An 18,104-nucleotide genomic window follows, 5' to 3' on the forward strand; every position below is an offset into this window, starting at 1 on the left:
GAGCCGGTCGTCCCCTCGCTTGAACCGCTCGTTCCCGCAGGGACGTTGTAGGGGCGAGCGGCGTGAAGTCCTCACCCGCTCGGTCCGTTGTGCCGCACAGCGGCACGACGCCCACGCCCTCTACGCGTGACGGAGCGTCATCAAGGTGATACGAACAGCGATCGGCAGGGGTGGTCGGGCGGTGGTGGCCGCCGCCGTGGTCTGCCTCGTCGCCGCGACGGCGCAGGGCGCGGCGGCGGATCCCTCGCCGGGCCCCGGCACAGGAACCGGCACAGGCGCCGGCCCCGCCCGGCCCATGTCCCTGGCCGAGGTGCGCGACGAGCTGGACCGGCTGTACCACGATGCCGAGGTCGCCACGGACACGTACAACGCCGCGGAGGAACGGGCCGGTAAGCAGTCCGCCCGGGTGGCCGCGCTCGCCGAGGACCTGGCGGCCGGCAAGGTCGCGCTGAAGCGGCTGACGTCACGCATGGGGGCCGCGGCCCGTGCCCAGTACCGCAGTGGTGGCCTGCCCCTCGACGTCCAGTTGCTGCTGAGTGCCGACCCCGACGACGTCCTGGACGAGGTGGGCCTGGCGCGCCAGGCCCAGCACGGGATCGACGGACTGCTGCGGGAGCAGACCCGTATCCAGGAGGAGCTGCGCAAGAAGTCCGCCGCGGCCTCCGTGCAGTTGGAGAGGCTTCAGGGCAGTCGCAAGGCCGGAGCCGATGCCCGCAAGCGCATCGAGAAGCGCATCGCGACGGCCGAGTCACTGGAACTGCGGCTGGAGGAGAAGGAGCGCAAGCGCCTGCTGGCGATGCAGAAGAAGGCCGAGGGCGAGGCGCACGATGCGTTCCTGCGGTCCGGCTCGCTGAAAGACGTCAAGGGGCGGGCGAGCGAGGAGGGGGCGACGGCCGTCGCCTTCGCGAGCGAGCAGCTCGGCAAACCCTACGACTGGGGCGCGGAGGGTCCCGACACCTACGACTGCTCCGGACTCACCTCGCAGGCGTGGGCCGCCGCGAAGCGGACCATCCCCCGTACCTCGCAGGAGCAGTGGCGTCTGTTGCCACGCATCGGCATCGGGGCGATGCGTCCCGGCGATCTGATCATCTATCACCGGGACGCCAGCCATGTGGGCATCTACATCGGTGGCGGCTCGATCATCCACGCACCGCGACCGGGTCGGCATGTCACCGTCGCCGACGCGGGCTCGATGTACATCCTCGGGGTCGTACGCCCCGACAAGCGCCCCTGAGCCCGCCGGTGGCTCACTGTTCCGGCAGGGCCTCGGCCGACGCCTTCCGTGCCAGGGCGGCAGCCTTGCGCTGGTACGCCAGCAGGCCGGCGAAACCGGCCAGGAAGCCCGTCATCAGTCCGGAGATCGCGTGGTTGACCGCGTTGAGCCCCTCGCTGTCCGGCATGCCCACCAGCAGGTAGTTGATGCCCGCGCTCATCACGGCGCCGATCGCACCGCCGATCAGGCCACTGATCAACGGTTCCCGCACGGAAGGGGCGGGGGCGGCGGTTCTGGCGGGGGTGGCGGGCGCGGTCATGGTTGACTCCTGGTACGGGCTCCGGTGACGTCCGGACAACCGGACGCGAGACGGATCACACATTGCGGCAGGAACGCCCCCGGAGGGAACAGTCCAGCCCATGCAATGACGTGATGACGCGCATCCACGCGGCGGATATCGGCCCGAAACGGTACGCAGCGCCCCGCGTGAACCGCGCCCCCCCCGACGACCCGTCCGGAGTCCCGACTCAACGGAAAGGCCCGGCCGTTGGCACGTCCGCCCTCACGGAGCGCGCCGACGGCCGGGCCACCCGCCCGCTGCCCTCAGTGGAGCGCGGGAGCCTCCGGGTCGCGCCGGACGCCGACCGCGGCGAGGACCGCACCGGCCACGCAGAGCACGCCCGTGACGAGCGCCGCGGTGTGCACCCCGTTCATGAACGCCTGCCCGCTGCCCTCGACCACCGCCGCCCGAAGCTGCGCGGGCATGTCGGCGGAGACCGGTGACACTCCCATCGCCACCGCGTCCTTGGCCTCCTGCAGCCCCGCGGCCATGGGTCCGGGGACCCCGGCGGAGGTGAGTTCACCGGTCAGTGTCGAACCGACCCGGCTGCTGATCAGGGAGATCAGTACGGAGGTGCCGAGCGCCCCGCCGACCTGGAGCGCGGTGGCCTGGAGACCGCCCGCCACCCCGCCGTCCTTCACGGGCGCGTTGCCGACGATCGCGTCGGACGAGGCGGCCATCACCATGCCGACGCCGAGGCCCAGGGCGATGAAGGGGGGCCACATCGCTGCGTACGAGGAGTGCACGCCCCAGCCCAGCAGCCCGAAGGAGGCGGCGGCCTGGAGCACCATGCCCAGCGGCATGGACAGCCTGGCCCCGAAGCGCTCCGTGATCTTGGCACCCAGTGGCGCCGCGACGACCGACGCGAGGCTCAGCGGAAGGGTCCGTATGCCCGCCTCGACCGGGGTGAAGCCGCGGACGTTCTGGAGGTACAGCATGACGAAGAAGATCACGCCGAGCAGGACGAAGAAGTTGACCGCGGTGATGACCGTGCCGATGGTCAGGGCCGGACTGCGGAACAGCCGCATGGGCAGCAGCGGATGGGCCACCCGGGTCTCGTACCGGCCGAACACCGCCAGCAGGACGACGCCCGCGCCGAGCGTGGCCAGGGTGGAGGCCGAACTCCAGCCCCAGGTCTCGCCCTTGACGACGCCGAAGACGAGGACGAGCAGTCCGAGCGCCAGCAGGAGCACGCCGGGGACGTCGAAGCGCTGCTCGCCGGCCGGGTTCTTGCTCTGCGGCAGGACGAACGCGCTGAAGGCGAGCGCGACGATGCCGATCGGGAGGTTGATGAAGAAGACCGATTCCCAGCTGACGTGCTCGACCAGCAGCCCGCCGACGATCGGGCCGAGCGCGGTGGAGACGGAGGACACCATCGCCCAGATCCCCACGGCCATACCGAACTTCCTCGGCGGGAACACCGCGCGCAGCAGACCGAGCGTGTTGGGCATCAGCAGTGCGCCGAAGAAGCCCTGGAGGGCGCGGAAGGCGATGACGCCCTCGATGGAGCCCACGAGGCCGATGGCGACCGAGGCCACGGTGAAGCCGGCGACGCCGACCAGGTAGTAGGTGCGCCGTCCGAAGCGGTCGCCGAGCTTTCCGCCGAGGATCAACGCGGCAGCCAGCGCGAGGAGATAGGAGTTGGTGACCCATTGCAGGTCGGCGGTGGACGCGTGGAGGTCCCGGCCGATCTCCGGGTTGGCGATCGCGACGACGGAACCGTCGAGGCCGACCATGAACAGGCCGAAGGCGACGGCGACGAGCGTCAGCCAGGGGTTGCCCCGACGGCCGGCCGGCCCATCGGGCAGGGCGCGGGTGGGCAGGGGGGAGTGGTCCACGGCAGTGGAGGGCATACGGATGCCTTGCTTCCTGAAAAAGGGTCGAGCGACGGGAGGGTGACCGACGGCCGCGCGGGGCGTCGTCAGTGAGAGGCGGCGCGCAGGTGCCGCGTCAGTCCCTGGAGCGCACCGAGGGCGGAGCCGATCGCATCGAGATCGCCGTCGGTCAGCGCCGACAGGGCCTCGGCCACATACCCGTCCTTGAGCGCCCCGACGACGGCGAGGCGCCTACGGGCCTCGGGCGTGAGGTGCAGGTGGGCGATCCGCCTGTCGGCCGGGTCCTGCCTGCGCTCCAGCAGCCCCTCGGCCGCCAGCTGGGTGACCAGCGCGCTCACGTTGTTCGGCTTCATGAGCAGCTCGTCGGCCGCCGCGCGCACGGTGATGGCCTCGCGGTCGCCGACGAGCCGCAGCAGCGCCAGCTGGCCCTCGGGGAGCTTGGGGTACGGGATGTCCTGGGCGAGACGCCGGTCGAGTGCCCGGTGCAGCGCGGGCAGGACAGCCGTCATCGCGGACGCGATGCGGCGGATGTCCTGTTCGGACGCGCTGGGGGCAGACATACGGGCATCATAAGTATGCCTGGATACCTATGTCAAAATAGCCAAGTGTCGCGATGGGCGGAGCGGTGCCGGTCAGTCCGCCGGTCCGTCGGCGAGAGCCGGCATGTTCTCGATGAGGTCGGCGGCGCGCCGGGTACCTCCCTCGGCCCGTGCGTCGGTGCGCAACTGTGCGGATCGGCGGGCGACTTCCGGATCGGTGACCAGGTCCTTCAGGGCCGCTCGCAGGGTCTCGGCAGTGGCGTCCGGGGTGTCGATGCGGCGGGCGATGCCCAGCTCCACCAGCCGGTCCGCGTTCATGAACTGTTCGGCGCCCTGCGGTACGGCGATCATCGGGACGCCCGCGAGGAGCCCTTCGCCGCAACCGCCCATTCCGGCGTGGGTGACGAAGGCGTCCGCCTGCTCCAGGATCGCCCTCTGCGGGACCCAGGAGTGCACCTCGACGTTGGGTGGGACGTCGCCGAGCTCGTCCGGGTCGGTGTACCTGCCGATCTGGAGCACGACGTGCCAGCCGGGCAGGTTTCCGTACGCGGCGACGCACTGCCGGTAGAACTCCGGTTGGCGCGTGTACGCCGAGCCCAGGGAGATCAGCAGTACGTTCTCCGCGTCCGCCGGCCTGGTCCAGCCGTCCGTGCCGGCGCGCACGTCGAAGCAGGGCCCGACGAAGGTCACCGCCTCCGTGTCGACCCTGTCGGCGTTCGGCTGCATCGCCTTGGGGATCAGGGCCAGGGCCTGCGCGGGAGGACCGGAGAAGGCGTCCACGTCGAGGGTGGTCGCCCCGCAGCCGGCGAGCCAGTGGGCGAACTTCTCCCGGTAGGCGTCGGCGCCGGGCACCTTCCGCAGGTGCGCGGCGACGTCCTCCTCGTAGCCGTCCCAGGCCACGAACGTCGGGGACAACTGCAGGAGGGGCCGGCCCTGCGCTTCGGCGAGCGCGCGTGCGGCGTAGGCGCCGATGTCGTACAGATACAGGTCCGCGGGGTCGTTGTCGTAGGCGGCGTGCAACTGGGGCAGTGCCTGGACGGCCTCGTCGAGGAAGAGGTCCATCGCGGCGATGGGGTCGGTGGGCCAGTTGTTGTCGGCGACCGGCAGCACGGAGGTGCAGGGCACCGGTTCGGCGCCGGTGGCGGCGATCCGGTCGGCCATGACGGGGGCGTTGGCGTAGGTGACCCGGTGGCCGCGGGCCACCAGCTCGCGGATGAGCGCGAGGCTGGGCAGGACGTGGCTGACGATCGGGATGCCGATCATCGCGATGTGGGAGCGGCGGCGGGACAAAAGTGATCACTCGTTTCGGGTGCGGGGCGGGCAGAAGCGGCGCGGTCGAGGTGGACGGGCCTACGTCACGGCTGCGGTGTGCAGGGCGAGGTGGGTTCCTCGCCAGCGCTGCCGGAGCAACCGGTCGTGGCTGACGAGGACGACGGTGCCGGCGAAACCGGCCAGGGCGGTCTCCAGTTCCTCGGCGAGGGCTGGAGACAGATGGTTGGTGGGCTCGTCGAGCAGGAGGACGTCCGCAGGCCGGCTCACCAGCCGCGCCAGGGCGAGCCGCTGCCGCTGGCCCGTGGAGAGCCGCGCCGTCGGGACGGCGAGCTGGGTGCGCTCGAACAGCCCGAGAGCGAGGAGCTGTTCGGCGTGCTCGTCGGCGTGCCCCGCCCGCCCACGGGCGTAGGCGGTCAGGAGGGTCTCGTCCGCCGAGCCGGGGTCCGGGTCCTGCGCGAGGTACCCGATCCGGCCGCAGCTCGTGACGTGCCCGCGGTCGGGGGCCAGGTCGCCGGCCAGGACGCGCAGCAGGGTGCTCTTGCCCGCGCCGTTCCCACCCGTGATCAGCAGGCGTTCGCCCGCCCGGACCGTCAGATCGATCGGGTCCAGTCTGCCGGCGACAGTGAGTCCGGCGGCGTCGAGCACGGCGCCGTGCAACTGTCCCGCGCGCAGCTCGGGCGAGAAGTTCAGGGGCTCAGGCGGGGCCGGGACCGGGGCGTCCAGCAGGCGGCGCAGCCGTTCCTCGGCGTTGCGGACGCGGCTGGCCAGGGACTGCTGCACACGGGCGCCGGCCCGGTCGTAGGCAATTTTGTTCCCGTCCTTCATCGGCCTCCCCGGGGCCACGCGGCGGGCCGTACCCGCAGCCGCCTCGCGCACCCGGTCGACCTCGCCACGCCACCGGTCGTGATGCTCGGCCCACCGCCGCCGCGCCGCCGCCTTCTCCGCGAGGTAACCGGCATAGCCGTTGCCGTACCGGACGACGCCGTGCCGGTCGCCGTCCACCTCCAGCAGGCTCGTCGCGACGTGTTCGAGGAAGCCCCGGTCGTGGGAGACGACCACGGTGGTGCCCCGCCGGCTGCGCAGGTGCTCCTCCAGCCACGTCAGGGCGGGCTCGTCCAGATGGTTGGTCGGCTCGTCCAGTAACAGCACCTCCGGGTCGGCTGCCAGAACCGCCGCCAGACGCAGCCGGATCTGTTCGCCGCCGGAGAGGCTGCCGATGGTGGAGGCGCGGTCCACCTGCCTCAGGCCGAGGCCGTGCAGGGCGCGTTCGAGCCGGGCATCGGCGTCGTAGCCGCCGCGCAGCTCGAAGGCCGAGACGGCCTCGCCGTACTCGTCCAGCACCGATGGGTGGCCTCCGGCCATCGCCTTCTCCAGGTGGCGCATCCGCGCTTCGATCGCGCGGAGATCGCCCAGGGCCCGGTCGATGACCTGTCGGGCCGTCATGTGCGGCGGCAGGCCCCCGTCCTGGGCGAGGTAACCGACGCCGCCGTCGGCCTGCAGGACGATCTCCCCCTGGTCGGGGCGCTCCCGCCCGGCGAGCAACCGCAGCAGGGTGGTCTTGCCCGACCCGTTCTCGCCGACGATCCCGGTGCACTCGCCCTTCGTGAGCGCACAGGTCACCGAGTCGAGAACGGGCCTGCCGTCGAAGGACTTGCTGACTGCGAGCGCAGTGATCTGTGTGGGCATGCGAGCAACTCCGAAGCTGTCGGGGACGGAACGGTCGGCTGGGACCGCAAGGCCGGAAGGACGCTTCGGAAGAGCATCGGCAACTCCACTAGTGCGACAACTGTTGCTTTAAGATGCTGGCATGAGCTGGCCCGCCGGGCAACCGGATTCACGATGACCGACGCACCGGACAACGTTCCGGAGCACGACGGCCCCACCGCGCCGCCCGACCGCCGACCGGGCGGCCGTACGGCCCGCATCCGTGCTCAGGTACTCGACGCGGTACGCGCCGAACTCGGGGAACACGGGTACGAGGGGCTCACGATGGAGGGCGTCGCGGCCCGTGCCGGCGTGCACCGCGCCACGGTCTACCGGCGCTGGCAGGACGTCGGTGGCTTGCTCGCCGATGTCCTCGACGCCGCAGGCGAGGACGACTGGCAGCCCCCGGACACCGGCTCCCTGCGCGACGACCTGACGGCTCTCAACGAAGAGATCCAGGAGTCCTTGGTCGCACAGCCGTCGATTCCCGAAGCCCTGATGGCCGCCTCGTTCCGCTCCGCACAGGCCGCCCACGCCCAGACCCGGCTGTGGGAGGACCGGTACGCGCGCTGCGAGGTCCTCGTCGAGCGTGCCGTCGAACGCGGTGAACTCCCGCCGCACACGGACGCGCGGCGTCTGCTGATCACCGCCACCGCACCGCTCTACCACCAGCTGGTACTTCTGCGGACCGCCCCTGATCCGCGGCTGCCCGCCCACGCGGCGACCACGGCGACCCTGGCCGCCGCCGCCGGAGCGTTCACCCGCCCGGCGCCGGGCGGAGGATCCTGACGGTCGGCCTGCCCGGGCCGCGTGCGTTACCGGGTGTTCCGTCGGTCCTCGCGGCCGGAGAGGGCCATGGGGTGGTCCGCGGCCCAGGACGCGAGGATGCGCAGCCCGTCGTGGGAGGGGGTGCCCGCCTCGGCCGTCCAGACGACGAGCTGCTGGTCGGGGTCGGTGCTGGCGGTGAGCGTGTCCCAGTCGAGGGTGAGATCACCCGCGACCGGATGGTGGAGCGTCTTCGTGCCGACACCGAGGGTGGCGACGTGGTGGGCGGCCCACCACCGGCGGAAGTCCGGGTCCTGGACGGAGAGTTCGCCCACCAGCGTCGTCAGACGGGGGTCGTCGGCGTATCTGGCCGCCTCCATGCGCAGCTGGGCGACGCAGGTGCGGGCGACGGTCTCCCAGTCCGCGTACAGCGACCTCATGGCCGGGTCGGTGAAGATCAGCCGGACGTAGTTCCGCCGATGCTCCGGAAGGCTGCCGAAATCGGCGACGAGGGCGGCGCCGAGCGTGTTCCACGCCAGGATGTCCATGCGCCGGCCCATGACGATCGCGGGAGTGGAGGCGAGATCGTCGAGGAGCCGCTGCAGCTGGGGCTGGACCTTCTGCCGGGTGCGCCGCCGGGGCCGCTTCTGTTCCTTGCCGGCCAGACCGAAGAGGTAGCCGTGCTGGTCCTCGTCGAGATTCAGGGCCCGGGCGAGGACGGCGAGCACGGCCGCGGACGCCTGGATGCGCCCCTGCTCCAGGCGGGTGTAGTAGTCGGTGCTGATCGACGCCAGCCGGGCCACTTCCTCCCTGCGCAGACCGGGCACCCGGCGCGGTGACCCGTCGTCGGGCAGGCCCACGCTGCGGGGGCTGAGCTCGGCCCGCCGGGCCTTGAGGAATTCACCCAGCTCGTCGAGATGTGCGTCGCGGGTCATGAAATCCAGTCTGCCACCGGCCGCCCGCGGTGTGAGGGGGAGAGTTCTGTCCCAGGGAGCGGCGATCCGAAGGGGCGGTCCGCCCGGCCGGTGGCCGTACGGGCCCGCTCACTCCTCGGGCGGCGGCGCCGTGCTCTTGCGTACGACCAGGCTGGTGGCCAGCTCCAGTCGCGTCGACACCGGTTCCTGGGCCCGCAGCCGCATCAGCATCTGTGCCGCCTCCTCCGCCATCTGACGCAGCGGCTGATGCACCGTCGTCAGCGCCGGGCTCGCCCAGCGGGCGATGGACACGTCGTCGTAGCCGACTACCGAGAGGTCGTGCGGAACACGCAGTCCGTTGACCCGGGCGGCCTCCAGGACGCCGAGCGCCTGGAGGTCGCTGCCCGCGAAGATCGCCGTGGGCCGCCGGGACCGGGACAGCATCTCCGCGGCGCGGTCGTATCCGCCCTCCACGTGGAAGTCGCCGAACATGATGAGCTCGGGGTCGACCTCCAGTCCCGCCATGCTCATCGCCGACCGGTAGCCGTCCAGGCGGGCCCGCGAGCACAGCATGTCCTCGGGTCCGGTGATGATGCCGATGCGCCGGTGGCCGCACTCGATCAGATGCCGGGTGGCGGCGAGTCCGCCGTTCCAGTTGGCCGAGCCGACCGACGGTACGTCGGGGTCGGGGTCACCCGCCGGGTCGATGATGACGAAGGGGATCGAGCGCGCCCTGAGCTGCTGCTTGACCTCGCTGGGCAGGGCGGAGAAGACCAGGACGACACCGAGCGGCCGGCGCTGGAGCATCGCCTCCATCCAGTCGGGGCTGGGCGAGTGCCGGGTTCCGCTCTCGGTGAGGACGACCCCGGCGTTGTGGGCCTTGGCGACGTTCTCCACCCCCCGGATCAGCTCCATCGCCCAGATGCTCTCCAGCTCGTGGAACACGATCTCGATGAGCGGTGCCTCGCGGGCCGAGCGCGTGGTGCGCCGGTACGCATGGGCCTCCAGCAGGCGCTCCACCTTGGCCCTCGTCGGGGGCGCCACGTCCTGCCGGCCGTTGAGGACTTTCGAAACTGTCGAAATGGAGACGCCGGCCTGTTGGGCCACCTGGGCGAGGGTGATGCGGCCCATTTCCTCGTCATCGCGCATGGCGAGGAGCATAAAGCACGAAACAAGAGCCACCGCGGCGTAACGCTTTGATAACCCGGTGACCGAGGGTTGACCCCCCAGATGAGGAGTCCTAGCGTCCCGACTCAGGAAGTTTCGGTAATGGTACCGAAAATGTTTCGAGAGGCGAGTCGATGAAGCAACGCGCACGGTTCCTGCGGACCGCTGTCGTCGGTGGTGCCGCGCTGGCCATGGTGCTGTCCCTGTCCGCATGCGGAGGTGGGGGTTCCGACTCGGCCGGCGGGGACGACACCATCCACGTCCTGGTCTACGGGGACGCGACGAACAAGGTGGAGAAGGAGCTCGTCGCCACCTTCAACAAGACGTCGAAGGTGAAGGCCGTTCTGGATACGATCCCGGGCGCCGACTACCAGGCCAAGCTCCAGACGATCATCAGCAGCAAGCAGGCACCGGACGTCTTCTTCAACTGGGGCGGCGGAAGCATCAAGCCGTTCGTCGACGCGGGCCTGCTGCTCCCGCTGGACGACTTCATCGCGGAGGACCCCGACCTCAAGGCGAAGTTCCTGCCCTCCGTGTTCAACAGCGCGGTGCTCGACGGCAAGTCGTACGGCGTACCCATGCGCGGCACGCAGCCGGTGCTGCTCTTCAACAACGGCAAGGTCCTCAAGGACGCCGGCGTCGAGGCGCCGAAGACCTGGGACGACCTCCTCGGCGCGGTCGAGGCGCTCAAGGCCAAGGGCGTCACCCCGATCGCGCTGGGCGGCGGTGACCGGTGGCCGACGCTGATGTGGTTCGAGTACCTCTACGACCGCATCGCCGGCCCGGAGCTCTTCCAGAAGGCCCTCGACGGCGACAAGGAGGCGTGGGCGAGCCCCGACAGCCGCAAGGCGCTGGGCATGATCAAGGAACTGGTCGACGCGGGCGCCTTCGGCACCAACTACGACTCGGTGAAGTTCACCGACCAGGGATCGCCGACCCTCCTCGCGACGGGCAAGGCCGCCTTCGAGCTGATGGGTTCGTGGGAGTACTCGACCCAGCAGGACGCCTTCCCCGAGTTCGCGAAGAGCGACCTCGGCTTCAGCGCGTTCCCGTCCGTCGCGGGCGGCAAGGGCGACCAGGCGAACATCGTCGGGAACACCAACAACTTCTACTCGGTGCTGAAGAAGACGAAGCACCCGGAGGCCGTCGCGGAGTTCCTGAAGCTCCAGTACTCCGACCAGTTCGTGAAGGCGCAGCTCGGCATCGGGAACCTGCCCACCACGACGAACACCGAGGGCTTCCTCGACACCGCCGCCAGCCCCGAGTTCGCGAAGTTCCAGTTCGACCTGGTCAAGGCCGCGCCGGCGTTCCAGCTCTCCTGGGACCAGGCGTATCCGCAGGCGGCGAGTACCACCATGCACCAGTCCCTCCAGCAGTTCTTCAACGGCTCGATGGACGAGGACGCCTTCATCAAGGCCATGCAGGCACTGCCGACCTCGTGAGCTCCCTGAAATCCGGACTCGGAACACGTGACATGACCGCAACTGCCACTGCCTCCGTGGACAGCGAGAAGGCCGGACGGACCGGTAAGCCCTCCGGTCCGTCCGGCATCGGAGCGGGCCGCCCGGGATTCGTCTGGGCGGCCCCCGCCGCTGTCTTCTTCGGCCTCTTCGCCATCGTCCCGCTCATCCTGGTCGCGGTGCTCTCCTTCGCCAGCTGGGACGGCCTGAGCGACCCCGAATTCGCCGGCCTCGACAACTGGAAGAAGCTCCTCGACGACCCCGTCATGATCAAGAGCCTCTGGCTCAGCGTCCTGCTCACCGTGCTCGGGGTTGTCGTCCAGACCCCGCTGAGCATCCTGCTCGGTGTCTGGGCGGCGGGGCACCAGCGCAACCGGGCCGTCCTGTCCGCCATCTACTTCGTCCCGATGCTGCTGTCCATCGCGGCCGTCTCCGTTCTGTGGCGTGCCGTCCTGGACCCCAACTTCGGGGTCCCCGCCCAGGCCACGTGGCTGTTCGGCGACGGCAATCTGTTCGGAGTGCAGTCCAGCGCGATCGGCGTGCTCGTCTTCGTCAGCACCTGGCAGTTCACGCCGCTGCACACACTGATCTACCAGGGCGCGGCGCGCGCGGTGCCGCCGGTGCTCTACCAGGCGGCGCAGATCGACGGCGCGGGCACGGTGCGGCAGTTCTTCCACATCACGCTGCCCCAGCTGCGCAACTCGATCATCACCTCGATGATCCTGATGGTGGTCGGCGGGCTCACGACCTTCGACACCGTCCTCATCCTGACCCAGGGCGGACCGGGCAGCGACACGACCATCAGCGCCTTCTACATGTACCAGAAGGCGTTCAAGAGCTTCGACTACGGAGCGGCGTCCGCCATCGCCCTCCTGCTGGTCCTCGTCTCCACCGTCATCTCGCTGATCGTGGTGCGGCTCTCCGGCTACGACAAGATGCGCAGCACCATGGAGGGACTGTGAGCAAGAGCCGTCCCAACTACTTCGCCGGATTCGGCTCGCTGGTCTGGCTCCTCGTGGTCGGGCTGCCGCTGTACGTGATGCTCGTCGCCACGTTCCAGTCGCGCCCCGACTACGCGGCGAACGGACCGCTGGCCTTCCCCGAGCACTTCACGTTCGACAACTACGTCAACGATCTCAACAGCGGCTTCGCGCAGTACTTCCTCAACACCGTGATCGTCACCGTGTGCGTGGTGGGCATCGTCGTGCTCCTCGTGCCGCCGCTGGCGTACACCATCGTCAGAAGCCGCGGCCGGGCCGCCGGCACGGTGTTCCGGCTGTTCCTCCTCGGCCTGGCGATCCCCTCGCAGGCGGTCATCGTCCCGATGTTCTTCGTCATCAGCGAGGCGGGCCTCTACGACCACCTCATCGGCGTCATCCTGCCGACCGCGGCCTTCGCGATGCCGGTGTGCGCCCTGATCCTCACGGGCGTGATGCGCGACATCACCCCCGACCTGTACGAGGCCATGACGATGGACGGTGCGTCGTCACGGCGGGTCTTCTTCCAGCTGGTGCTGCCGCTGTCCAGGAGCGGCCTCTCCACGATCATCGTCTTCTCCGCGCTCCAGGCGTGGAACGGCTTCCTCTTCCCCCTCGTGCTGACGCAGTCCGCGGAGACCAAGGTGATCACCATGGGTCTCTACGACTTCCAGACCGAACACGGAGTCGACACCCCCGGCCTGCTCGCCGCCGTCGTCCTCTCCATGCTCCCCATCCTGCTCGTCTACCTGTTCGCCCGTCGTGCCCTGGTCCAGGGGCTGATGGGGGTCGGAGGAAAGTGACCGCCAACATCGACAACGCCGGCGTGCAGACACCCGCCGAGGCCACGGAATCCCATGCGCCGGTCTCCGGCGCCACGGATTCCCGCACCCCGCCGTGGCGCGACCCCACCCTCGATCCCGGGACCAGGGCCGACGCCCTGATCGCCGCGATGACCCTTCAGGAGAAGATCTCCCAGCTCTTCGGCGTCTGGGTGGGAGCCTCCGACGACGGGGCCGAAGTGGCCCCGTACCAGCACGACATGGAGGAGGCCGTCGCCCTCGACGAGCTCCTTCCGTACGGCCTCGGCCAGCTGACCCGCCCGTTCGGGACGGCGCCGGTCGACCCGGCCCTCGGCGCGCTCTCGCTGGCGCGCACCCAGGAGCGGATCGTCGGGGCGAATCGATTCGGCATTCCGGCGCTGGCCCACGAGGAATGCCTCGCCGGCTTCGCCACCTGGGGCGCGACCGCGTATCCGGTGCCGCTGTCCTGGGGCGCCACCTTCCATCCGGCGCTGGTACGGGAGATGGCCGCGGCGATCGGCCGCGACATGCGTTCCGTCGGTGTGCACCAGGGCCTCGCCCCGGTCCTCGACGTCGTACGCGACGCACGCTGGGGCCGGGTCGAGGAGACGATCGGCGAGGACCCCTATCTCGTCGGCACCGTCGCCACGGCCTATGTCCAGGGCCTGGAGTCGACCGGTGTCGTCGCCACGCTCAAGCACTTCGCGGGGTACTCCGCCTCACGGGCGGGACGCAACCTCGCGCCCGTCGGCATGGGGGCCCGCGAGCGGGCCGACATCATCCTGGCCCCGTTCGAGATGGCCGTACGCGAAAGCGGCGTCCGGTCCGTCATGCACGCCTACACCGACACCGACGGGATCCCCTCCGCGGCCGACGGGCTCCTGCTCACCGGTCTTCTCCGCGACACCTGGGGCTTCGACGGAACCGTCGTCGCGGACTACTTCGGCATCGCGTTCCTCAAGACGCTGCACGGAGTCGCGGGCACCTTCGGGGAGGCGGCCGGCGCGGCCCTCGGCGCGGGCGTGGACGTGGAACTGCCCACCGTCAAGGCGTTCGGCCGCCCCCTCAACGAGGCGATCGCCGAAGGGCTGGTGCCCGAGTCCCTGGTCGACCGCGCGGTACGCCGAGTGCTCGTCCAGAAGGCCCAGTTGGGGCTGCTGGACCCGGACTGGAGCCCCGTGCCCCCGGCGCTCGCCGGTGCCGCGCCGGACACCGGCACGGACGGACCGGGCTCGGCCGCACTGCGCGGAACCGTCCGGCTGGACACCGGCGCGAACCGCGCGCTGGCCCGCCGCGTCGCCGAGCAGGCCGTCGTCCTCCTCCGCAACGACGGAACCCTGCCGCTCGCCGCCGACCCGGCCGCCGGGGCCCCGGCCCGTATCGCGCTGATCGGGCCCAACGCCGACACACCCACCGCGGTCCTCGGCTGCTACGCCTTCCCCGTCCACGTCGGCGGTCAGCACCCCGAGAGCCCGCTGGGAATCGAACTGCCCACGCTGCGTGCTGCGTTGGCGGCGGAGTTCCCGCACAGCGAGATCGTCACCGCCCGGGGGGCCGACATCGACGGCCTCGCCACCGACGGCTTCGCCGAGGCCGCCGAGCTGGCCCGGGGCGCCGACCTCGTGATCGTCGCGCTCGGGGACCGGGCGGGGCTCTTCGGCCGCGGCACGAGCGGGGAGGGCTGCGACGCGGAGAACCTGGCACTGCCCGGTGTGCAGCAGCAGTTGCTCGACACGCTCCTGGACGCCGGCACCCCGCTCGTCGTCACCCTGCTCGCCGGACGCCCGTACGCCCTCGGGGGCGCGGTGGACCGGGCCGCCGCGGTCGTGCAGTCGTTCTTCCCCGGTGAGGAAGGCACGACGGCCATCGCCTCCGTGCTCAGCGGCCGGGTCGCACCGTCGGGCCGGCTGCCCGTCGGTGTCCCGCGCCACCCCGGCTCCCAGCCCTCCACCTACCTGGCGGCGCGGCTCGGCCACTCCAGCGACGTGTCCAGCATCGACCCGACCCCGGCCTTCGGCTTCGGGCACGGTCTCACGTACACCGAATTCGAGTGGAGCGACCTCGTCGTGGAGCACGGACGGGCTTCCACGGAAGGGGAGTTCGCACTCTCCTGGACCGTCCGCAACACCGGGGCGCGCGAGGGGACCGAGGTGGTCCAGGTGTATCTGAACGACCCGGTCGCCTCCGTGGTCCAGCCGGTGCAGCGCCTCATCGGCTACGTACGCCTGGACCTCCGGCCCGGGCAGGCGGCGAGCGTGCGGGCGAGGGTCCCCGCGGACCTCGCCTCGTTCACGGGCCGCGACGGACACCGGATCGTCGAACCGGGCGATCTCGAACTGCGGCTGAGCGCGTCGAGCACCGACCCGCGGCTGACGGCCCGGGTCACCCTCACGGGGCCGGTGCGCACGGTGGACCACACCCGCCGGCTGCACATGGACCTCGGGGCCGAGATCCTGGCGGACGCGCAGTAGACCCCCACTTGTGCGGGAAGGGCCCTCGCGGGCGGTGGACCAGCCACCCGCGAGGGCTCTCTGCTTCTCCCGGCGGGGCTCCCGGGTCAGGAGGCGGTGCAGGCGCCGACGGTGGGCGGCGCGGTGTTGCCGTGGGTCATGACGGTGAAGCCGAAGCTCGTCGTCCCGCCGGCCGCGAGGCTGCCGTTGCCGTTCGGCGTCATGGTCATCACCTTTCCGGTGCCGTCCCAGCTGGGCGTGCCGTTCCAGGTGGCCGAGATCTCCTGCACGGAGGCGATGGTCACCCGTACGTTCCAGCCGCTGATCGCCGAACTCCCGGCGGTCACCGTCACCTTGCCGTTGTAGCGGTCTCCCCACTCCTCCTGCTTCGCGTAGGAGACCGAGCAGGTGCGGGTGCCGCCCCCGCCGCCGCTCGTGCCGCCGAGCGCGGCGAGTACGGAGTCGTAGGCCGGCTTCTTGGCGTAGTTGCCGTCGAACAGCAGCGGGGTGCCGCCGCTGCGCCAGGAGTACTTGTCCGTGACACCCCAGACGGTGATGCCGGTGCAGCGGGACACCGCCAGACATGCCTTCACCGCGTTGGCGTAACTGGTCGCCTGCGAGGATCCCGATCCTTCGATGTCCAGCTCGGTGATCTGCACGTCGACGCCGAGGTCGGCGAAGCGCTGAAGGTTCTGCTGGTAGTCCGCCGGGACGGGGGACTGGCTGTTGAAGTGGCTCTGGAAGCCCACGCAGTCGATGGGCACGCCGCGCTGCTTGAAGTCCTTGACCATGGCGTACACGGCGTTGGACTTCGCGTTCACCCCGTCGGTGTTGTAGTCGTTGTAGCAGAGCTTCGCCGCCGGGTCGGTGGCCCGCGCGGTGCGGAACGCCTCCTCGATGAAGCCGCTGCCGAGCTTGTCCTGGAAGGGCGAGCTGCGCCGGGCCCCGCTGCTGCCGTCCTGGAACGCCTCGTTGACGACGTCCCAGGAGTGGATCTTCCCCTGGTAGTGCCGCATGACCTGCGTGATGTGGTTGTTCATCGCCGTACGCAGGTCACTCGCGGCCAGCGTGCCCACCCAGGAGGGGAGTTGGGAGTGCCAGACCAGGGTGTGTCCGCGCACCTTCATTCCGCGGCCCTGTGCGTGGGCGAGGATCTGGTCCGCGGCTCCGTAGGTGAACGATCCCCGGGACGCCTCCAGGGCGTCCCACTTCATCTCGTTCTCCGGCGTCACCGAGGTGAACTCGGCGTTCAGCGTGGCGGCGTAGGGCGCCTCGCCGAGATGGTTCGCGGCGACCGCCGTGCCGAAGTAGCGGCCCTTGGCCGCGGCCGACTCGCCGAGCGTGCTCGCGGCGTGCGCGGTGCCGGACAGGGCGACGACGCCGGTGGCGGCGAGCAGCCCCGTGGTGGCGAGGACCAGCGCCTTGCGCGCGTGGGAGCGCAGAGGCACGCGGACTTCCCCGGGAGCGCGGGGAGGTGCGGTCCTCAGATTTGTACTGATCATGACAATCTCTTCCTTCTGTGGACGGACGGTGCGGGATGAGGGGTGGTGGGAGGGGTTACCGCTTGGTGCGCGCGGCGTTCCTCAGCTCGTCGGCGAGCGCGGCGTACGCGGGCTTCGCGGCGAAGTTCTCGTCCAGGATGTTGGCGGCGCCCTGTCCGTCGAAGACTCCGGGCACCCACGAGTACTTGTCGGTGAAGCCCCACACGGTGAACGAGGTGCAGGAGCGGACCGCGAGGCAGGCGGCCAGGAGCCGCCGGTAGTCGTCGGCCTGCCGGACCAGCGACGGGCCGTCGGCCGGCAGGGTCATCCGGATGTCGACTTCCGTGAACGCGGTCTCCAGGCCCAGCGCGGCGAAGCGCTCCAGGTTCGCCCGTACGTCCCCGGGGAAGCCGTACTGGATGTCCAGGTGGCCCTGGATGCCGAGACCCTGGACCGGCACGCCTTCGGCGAGCAGCTGTCGGGCCAGCTCGTAGTACGCGGTCGACTTGGCGTTGATCCCCTCGACGTTGTAGTCGTTGAAGAAGAGCGTGGCCCGGGGGTCGGCGGCGTGCGCCCACCGGAACGCGTCGGCGACGTAGGACGGGCCCAGCTCCCGCAGCCAGAGCGAGTCCCGGTAGCCGCCGTCCTCGTCGAAGATCTCGTTGACGACGTCCCACTGGTAGATCCGGCCCTTGAAGTGCCTGACCTCGGCCGTGATGTGGGCCCGCAGGATCGCGCGCAGCTCGGCCGAGTCGATCGAACCGTCGGCGACGCCCGAGGTGAGCCAGGCCGGGAGCTGGCTGTGCCAGAGCAGGGTGTGGCCGCGCACCTCCTGCTTGTGCTTCTCGGCGAAAGCCATCAGGCGGTCGGCCTGCGACCAGTCGTAGGTACCGCGGGCGGGCTCCACCACCTCCCACTTCATGACGTTCTCGGCGGTCAAGGAGTCGAACTCGCCTGCGGTGAGGGCGCGGTAGGGCGCGTCGGCGGCGAGGGCGGAGGTGTCGACGGCCGTGCCGATCCGGAGATCGGGGCGCTCGGCGAGCGAGCGCAGCGTCCGGTCGGGCCGGCCGGGGTGGGCGGACGCCGTCTGGGCGGCGGCTCCCAGGACGAGCACGGCGGCGGTCGCCGCGGCCAGGGCGTGGAGGGTACGTCTGGGCATGGTGGTCTCCTGACAAGGGGGAATA

15 protein-coding genes are annotated in these 18,104 nt (G+C 70.6%); 6 read left to right on the forward strand and 9 right to left on the reverse strand.

What is annotated here, in order from left to right; all coding sequences use genetic code 11:
* The first annotated feature begins 145 nt into the window (after positions 1-145).
* Positions 146-1,234 (forward strand): C40 family peptidase, encoded by a 1,089-nt coding sequence (locus OG230_RS27175; protein WP_328906341.1) that lies wholly within the window; start codon positions 146-148, stop codon positions 1,232-1,234.
* 13 nt (positions 1,235-1,247) lie between these two features.
* Here OG230_RS27175 and OG230_RS27180 read toward each other — a convergent pair whose 3' ends face one another.
* The 5 genes from OG230_RS27180 to abc-f form a co-directional block, all read right to left on the reverse strand.
* A complete protein-coding gene (locus tag OG230_RS27180) occupies positions 1,248-1,532 on the reverse strand; it encodes a hypothetical protein (protein WP_328906342.1) in 285 nt (94 codons plus the stop codon).
* Positions 1,533-1,816: 284 nt separating this feature from the next.
* Positions 1,817-3,406, reverse strand: coding sequence for an MFS transporter (locus OG230_RS27185; protein WP_328906343.1), 1,590 nt, complete (start codon positions 3,404-3,406; stop codon positions 1,817-1,819).
* Between the two features lie 68 nt (positions 3,407-3,474).
* The gene (locus OG230_RS27190; RefSeq protein ID WP_328906344.1) at positions 3,475-3,948 is read right to left on the reverse strand and encodes a MarR family winged helix-turn-helix transcriptional regulator; all 474 of its coding nucleotides are present in this window, start codon (positions 3,946-3,948) and stop codon (positions 3,475-3,477) included.
* A gap of 72 nt (positions 3,949-4,020) precedes the next feature.
* Positions 4,021-5,190 carry a macrolide family glycosyltransferase gene (locus tag OG230_RS27195; protein WP_443051602.1) on the reverse strand — a complete coding sequence of 390 codons (1,170 nt, stop codon included), beginning with the start codon at positions 5,188-5,190 and terminating at the stop codon, positions 4,021-4,023.
* Positions 5,191-5,277: 87 nt separating this feature from the next.
* Entirely contained in the window at positions 5,278-6,885 is a 1,608-nt protein-coding gene (gene abc-f / locus OG230_RS27200) for a ribosomal protection-like ABC-F family protein (protein WP_328906346.1), read from the reverse strand.
* A gap of 153 nt (positions 6,886-7,038) precedes the next feature.
* Between abc-f and OG230_RS27205 the strand changes: the two genes are divergently transcribed.
* Positions 7,039-7,692, forward strand: a complete 654-nt coding sequence (locus OG230_RS27205) for a TetR/AcrR family transcriptional regulator (protein WP_328906347.1) — start codon at positions 7,039-7,041, stop codon at positions 7,690-7,692.
* A 26-nt stretch (positions 7,693-7,718) separates the two neighbouring features.
* On the opposite strand, the gene OG230_RS27210 is transcribed toward OG230_RS27205, so the two are convergent.
* Together OG230_RS27210 and OG230_RS27215 are read right to left on the reverse strand one after the other, a co-directional pair.
* Positions 7,719-8,603 carry a helix-turn-helix transcriptional regulator gene (locus tag OG230_RS27210; RefSeq protein ID WP_328906348.1) on the reverse strand — a complete coding sequence of 295 codons (885 nt, stop codon included), beginning with the start codon at positions 8,601-8,603 and terminating at the stop codon, positions 7,719-7,721.
* A 108-nt stretch (positions 8,604-8,711) separates the two neighbouring features.
* The gene (locus OG230_RS27215; RefSeq protein WP_328906349.1) at positions 8,712-9,743 is read right to left on the reverse strand and encodes a LacI family DNA-binding transcriptional regulator; all 1,032 of its coding nucleotides are present in this window, start codon (positions 9,741-9,743) and stop codon (positions 8,712-8,714) included.
* Positions 9,744-9,883: 140 nt separating this feature from the next.
* On the opposite strand from OG230_RS27215, the gene OG230_RS27220 reads away from it, so the two are divergent.
* The 4 genes from OG230_RS27220 to OG230_RS27235 are packed head-to-tail and all read left to right on the forward strand — an operon-like array spanning position 9,884 to position 15,460.
* Entirely contained in the window at positions 9,884-11,191 is a 1,308-nt protein-coding gene (locus tag OG230_RS27220) for an ABC transporter substrate-binding protein (RefSeq protein ID WP_328906350.1), read from the forward strand.
* 32 nt (positions 11,192-11,223) lie between these two features.
* Positions 11,224-12,171 carry a carbohydrate ABC transporter permease gene (locus tag OG230_RS27225; RefSeq protein ID WP_328906351.1) on the forward strand — a complete coding sequence of 316 codons (948 nt, stop codon included), beginning with the start codon at positions 11,224-11,226 and terminating at the stop codon, positions 12,169-12,171.
* Positions 12,168-12,989, forward strand: coding sequence for a carbohydrate ABC transporter permease (locus tag OG230_RS27230; RefSeq protein ID WP_328906352.1), 822 nt, complete (start codon positions 12,168-12,170; stop codon positions 12,987-12,989). Before OG230_RS27225 ends, OG230_RS27230 begins: the two co-directional genes overlap by 4 nt.
* Positions 12,986-15,460: a beta-glucosidase gene (locus OG230_RS27235; protein ID WP_443051387.1), complete on the forward strand. Its 2,475-nt coding sequence runs from the start codon at positions 12,986-12,988 to the stop codon at positions 15,458-15,460. Before OG230_RS27230 ends, OG230_RS27235 begins: the two co-directional genes overlap by 4 nt.
* Before the next feature lie 86 nt (positions 15,461-15,546).
* Here the strand turns inward: OG230_RS27235 and OG230_RS27240 are convergent, their stop codons facing one another.
* Together OG230_RS27240 and OG230_RS27245 are read right to left on the reverse strand one after the other, a co-directional pair.
* Positions 15,547-16,881, reverse strand: a complete 1,335-nt coding sequence (locus OG230_RS27240; protein ID WP_443051603.1) for an endo-1,4-beta-xylanase — start codon at positions 16,879-16,881, stop codon at positions 15,547-15,549.
* 115 nt (positions 16,882-16,996) lie between these two features.
* Positions 16,997-18,079: an endo-1,4-beta-xylanase gene (locus OG230_RS27245; protein ID WP_328906354.1), complete on the reverse strand. Its 1,083-nt coding sequence runs from the start codon at positions 18,077-18,079 to the stop codon at positions 16,997-16,999.
* Positions 18,080-18,104 lie beyond the last annotated feature (25 nt).

Source organism: Streptomyces sp. NBC_00234, assembly GCF_036195325.1.
Taxonomy (GTDB): Bacteria; Actinomycetota; Actinomycetes; order Streptomycetales; family Streptomycetaceae; genus Streptomyces.

Excerpts from the sequence above, each read along its gene's own strand:
- OG230_RS27225 (WP_328906351.1), top strand. The coding sequence starts at position 11,224 with ATGACCGCAACTGCCACTGCCTCCGTGGACAGCGAGAAGGCCGGACGG.
- OG230_RS27195 (WP_443051602.1), bottom strand. The coding sequence starts at position 5,190 with ATGATCGGCATCCCGATCGTCAGCCACGTCCTGCCCAGCCTCGCGCTC.
- OG230_RS27205 (WP_328906347.1), top strand. The coding sequence starts at position 7,039 with ATGACCGACGCACCGGACAACGTTCCGGAGCACGACGGCCCCACCGCG.
- OG230_RS27245 (WP_328906354.1), bottom strand. The coding sequence starts at position 18,079 with ATGCCCAGACGTACCCTCCACGCCCTGGCCGCGGCGACCGCCGCCGTG.
- OG230_RS27220 (WP_328906350.1), top strand. The coding sequence starts at position 9,884 with ATGAAGCAACGCGCACGGTTCCTGCGGACCGCTGTCGTCGGTGGTGCC.
- abc-f (WP_328906346.1), bottom strand. The coding sequence starts at position 6,885 with ATGCCCACACAGATCACTGCGCTCGCAGTCAGCAAGTCCTTCGACGGC.
- OG230_RS27190 (WP_328906344.1), bottom strand. The coding sequence starts at position 3,948 with ATGTCTGCCCCCAGCGCGTCCGAACAGGACATCCGCCGCATCGCGTCC.
- OG230_RS27185 (WP_328906343.1), bottom strand. The coding sequence starts at position 3,406 with ATGCCCTCCACTGCCGTGGACCACTCCCCCCTGCCCACCCGCGCCCTG.
- OG230_RS27215 (WP_328906349.1), bottom strand. The coding sequence starts at position 9,743 with ATGCTCCTCGCCATGCGCGATGACGAGGAAATGGGCCGCATCACCCTC.
- OG230_RS27210 (WP_328906348.1), bottom strand. The coding sequence starts at position 8,603 with ATGACCCGCGACGCACATCTCGACGAGCTGGGTGAATTCCTCAAGGCC.
- OG230_RS27180 (WP_328906342.1), bottom strand. The coding sequence starts at position 1,532 with ATGACCGCGCCCGCCACCCCCGCCAGAACCGCCGCCCCCGCCCCTTCC.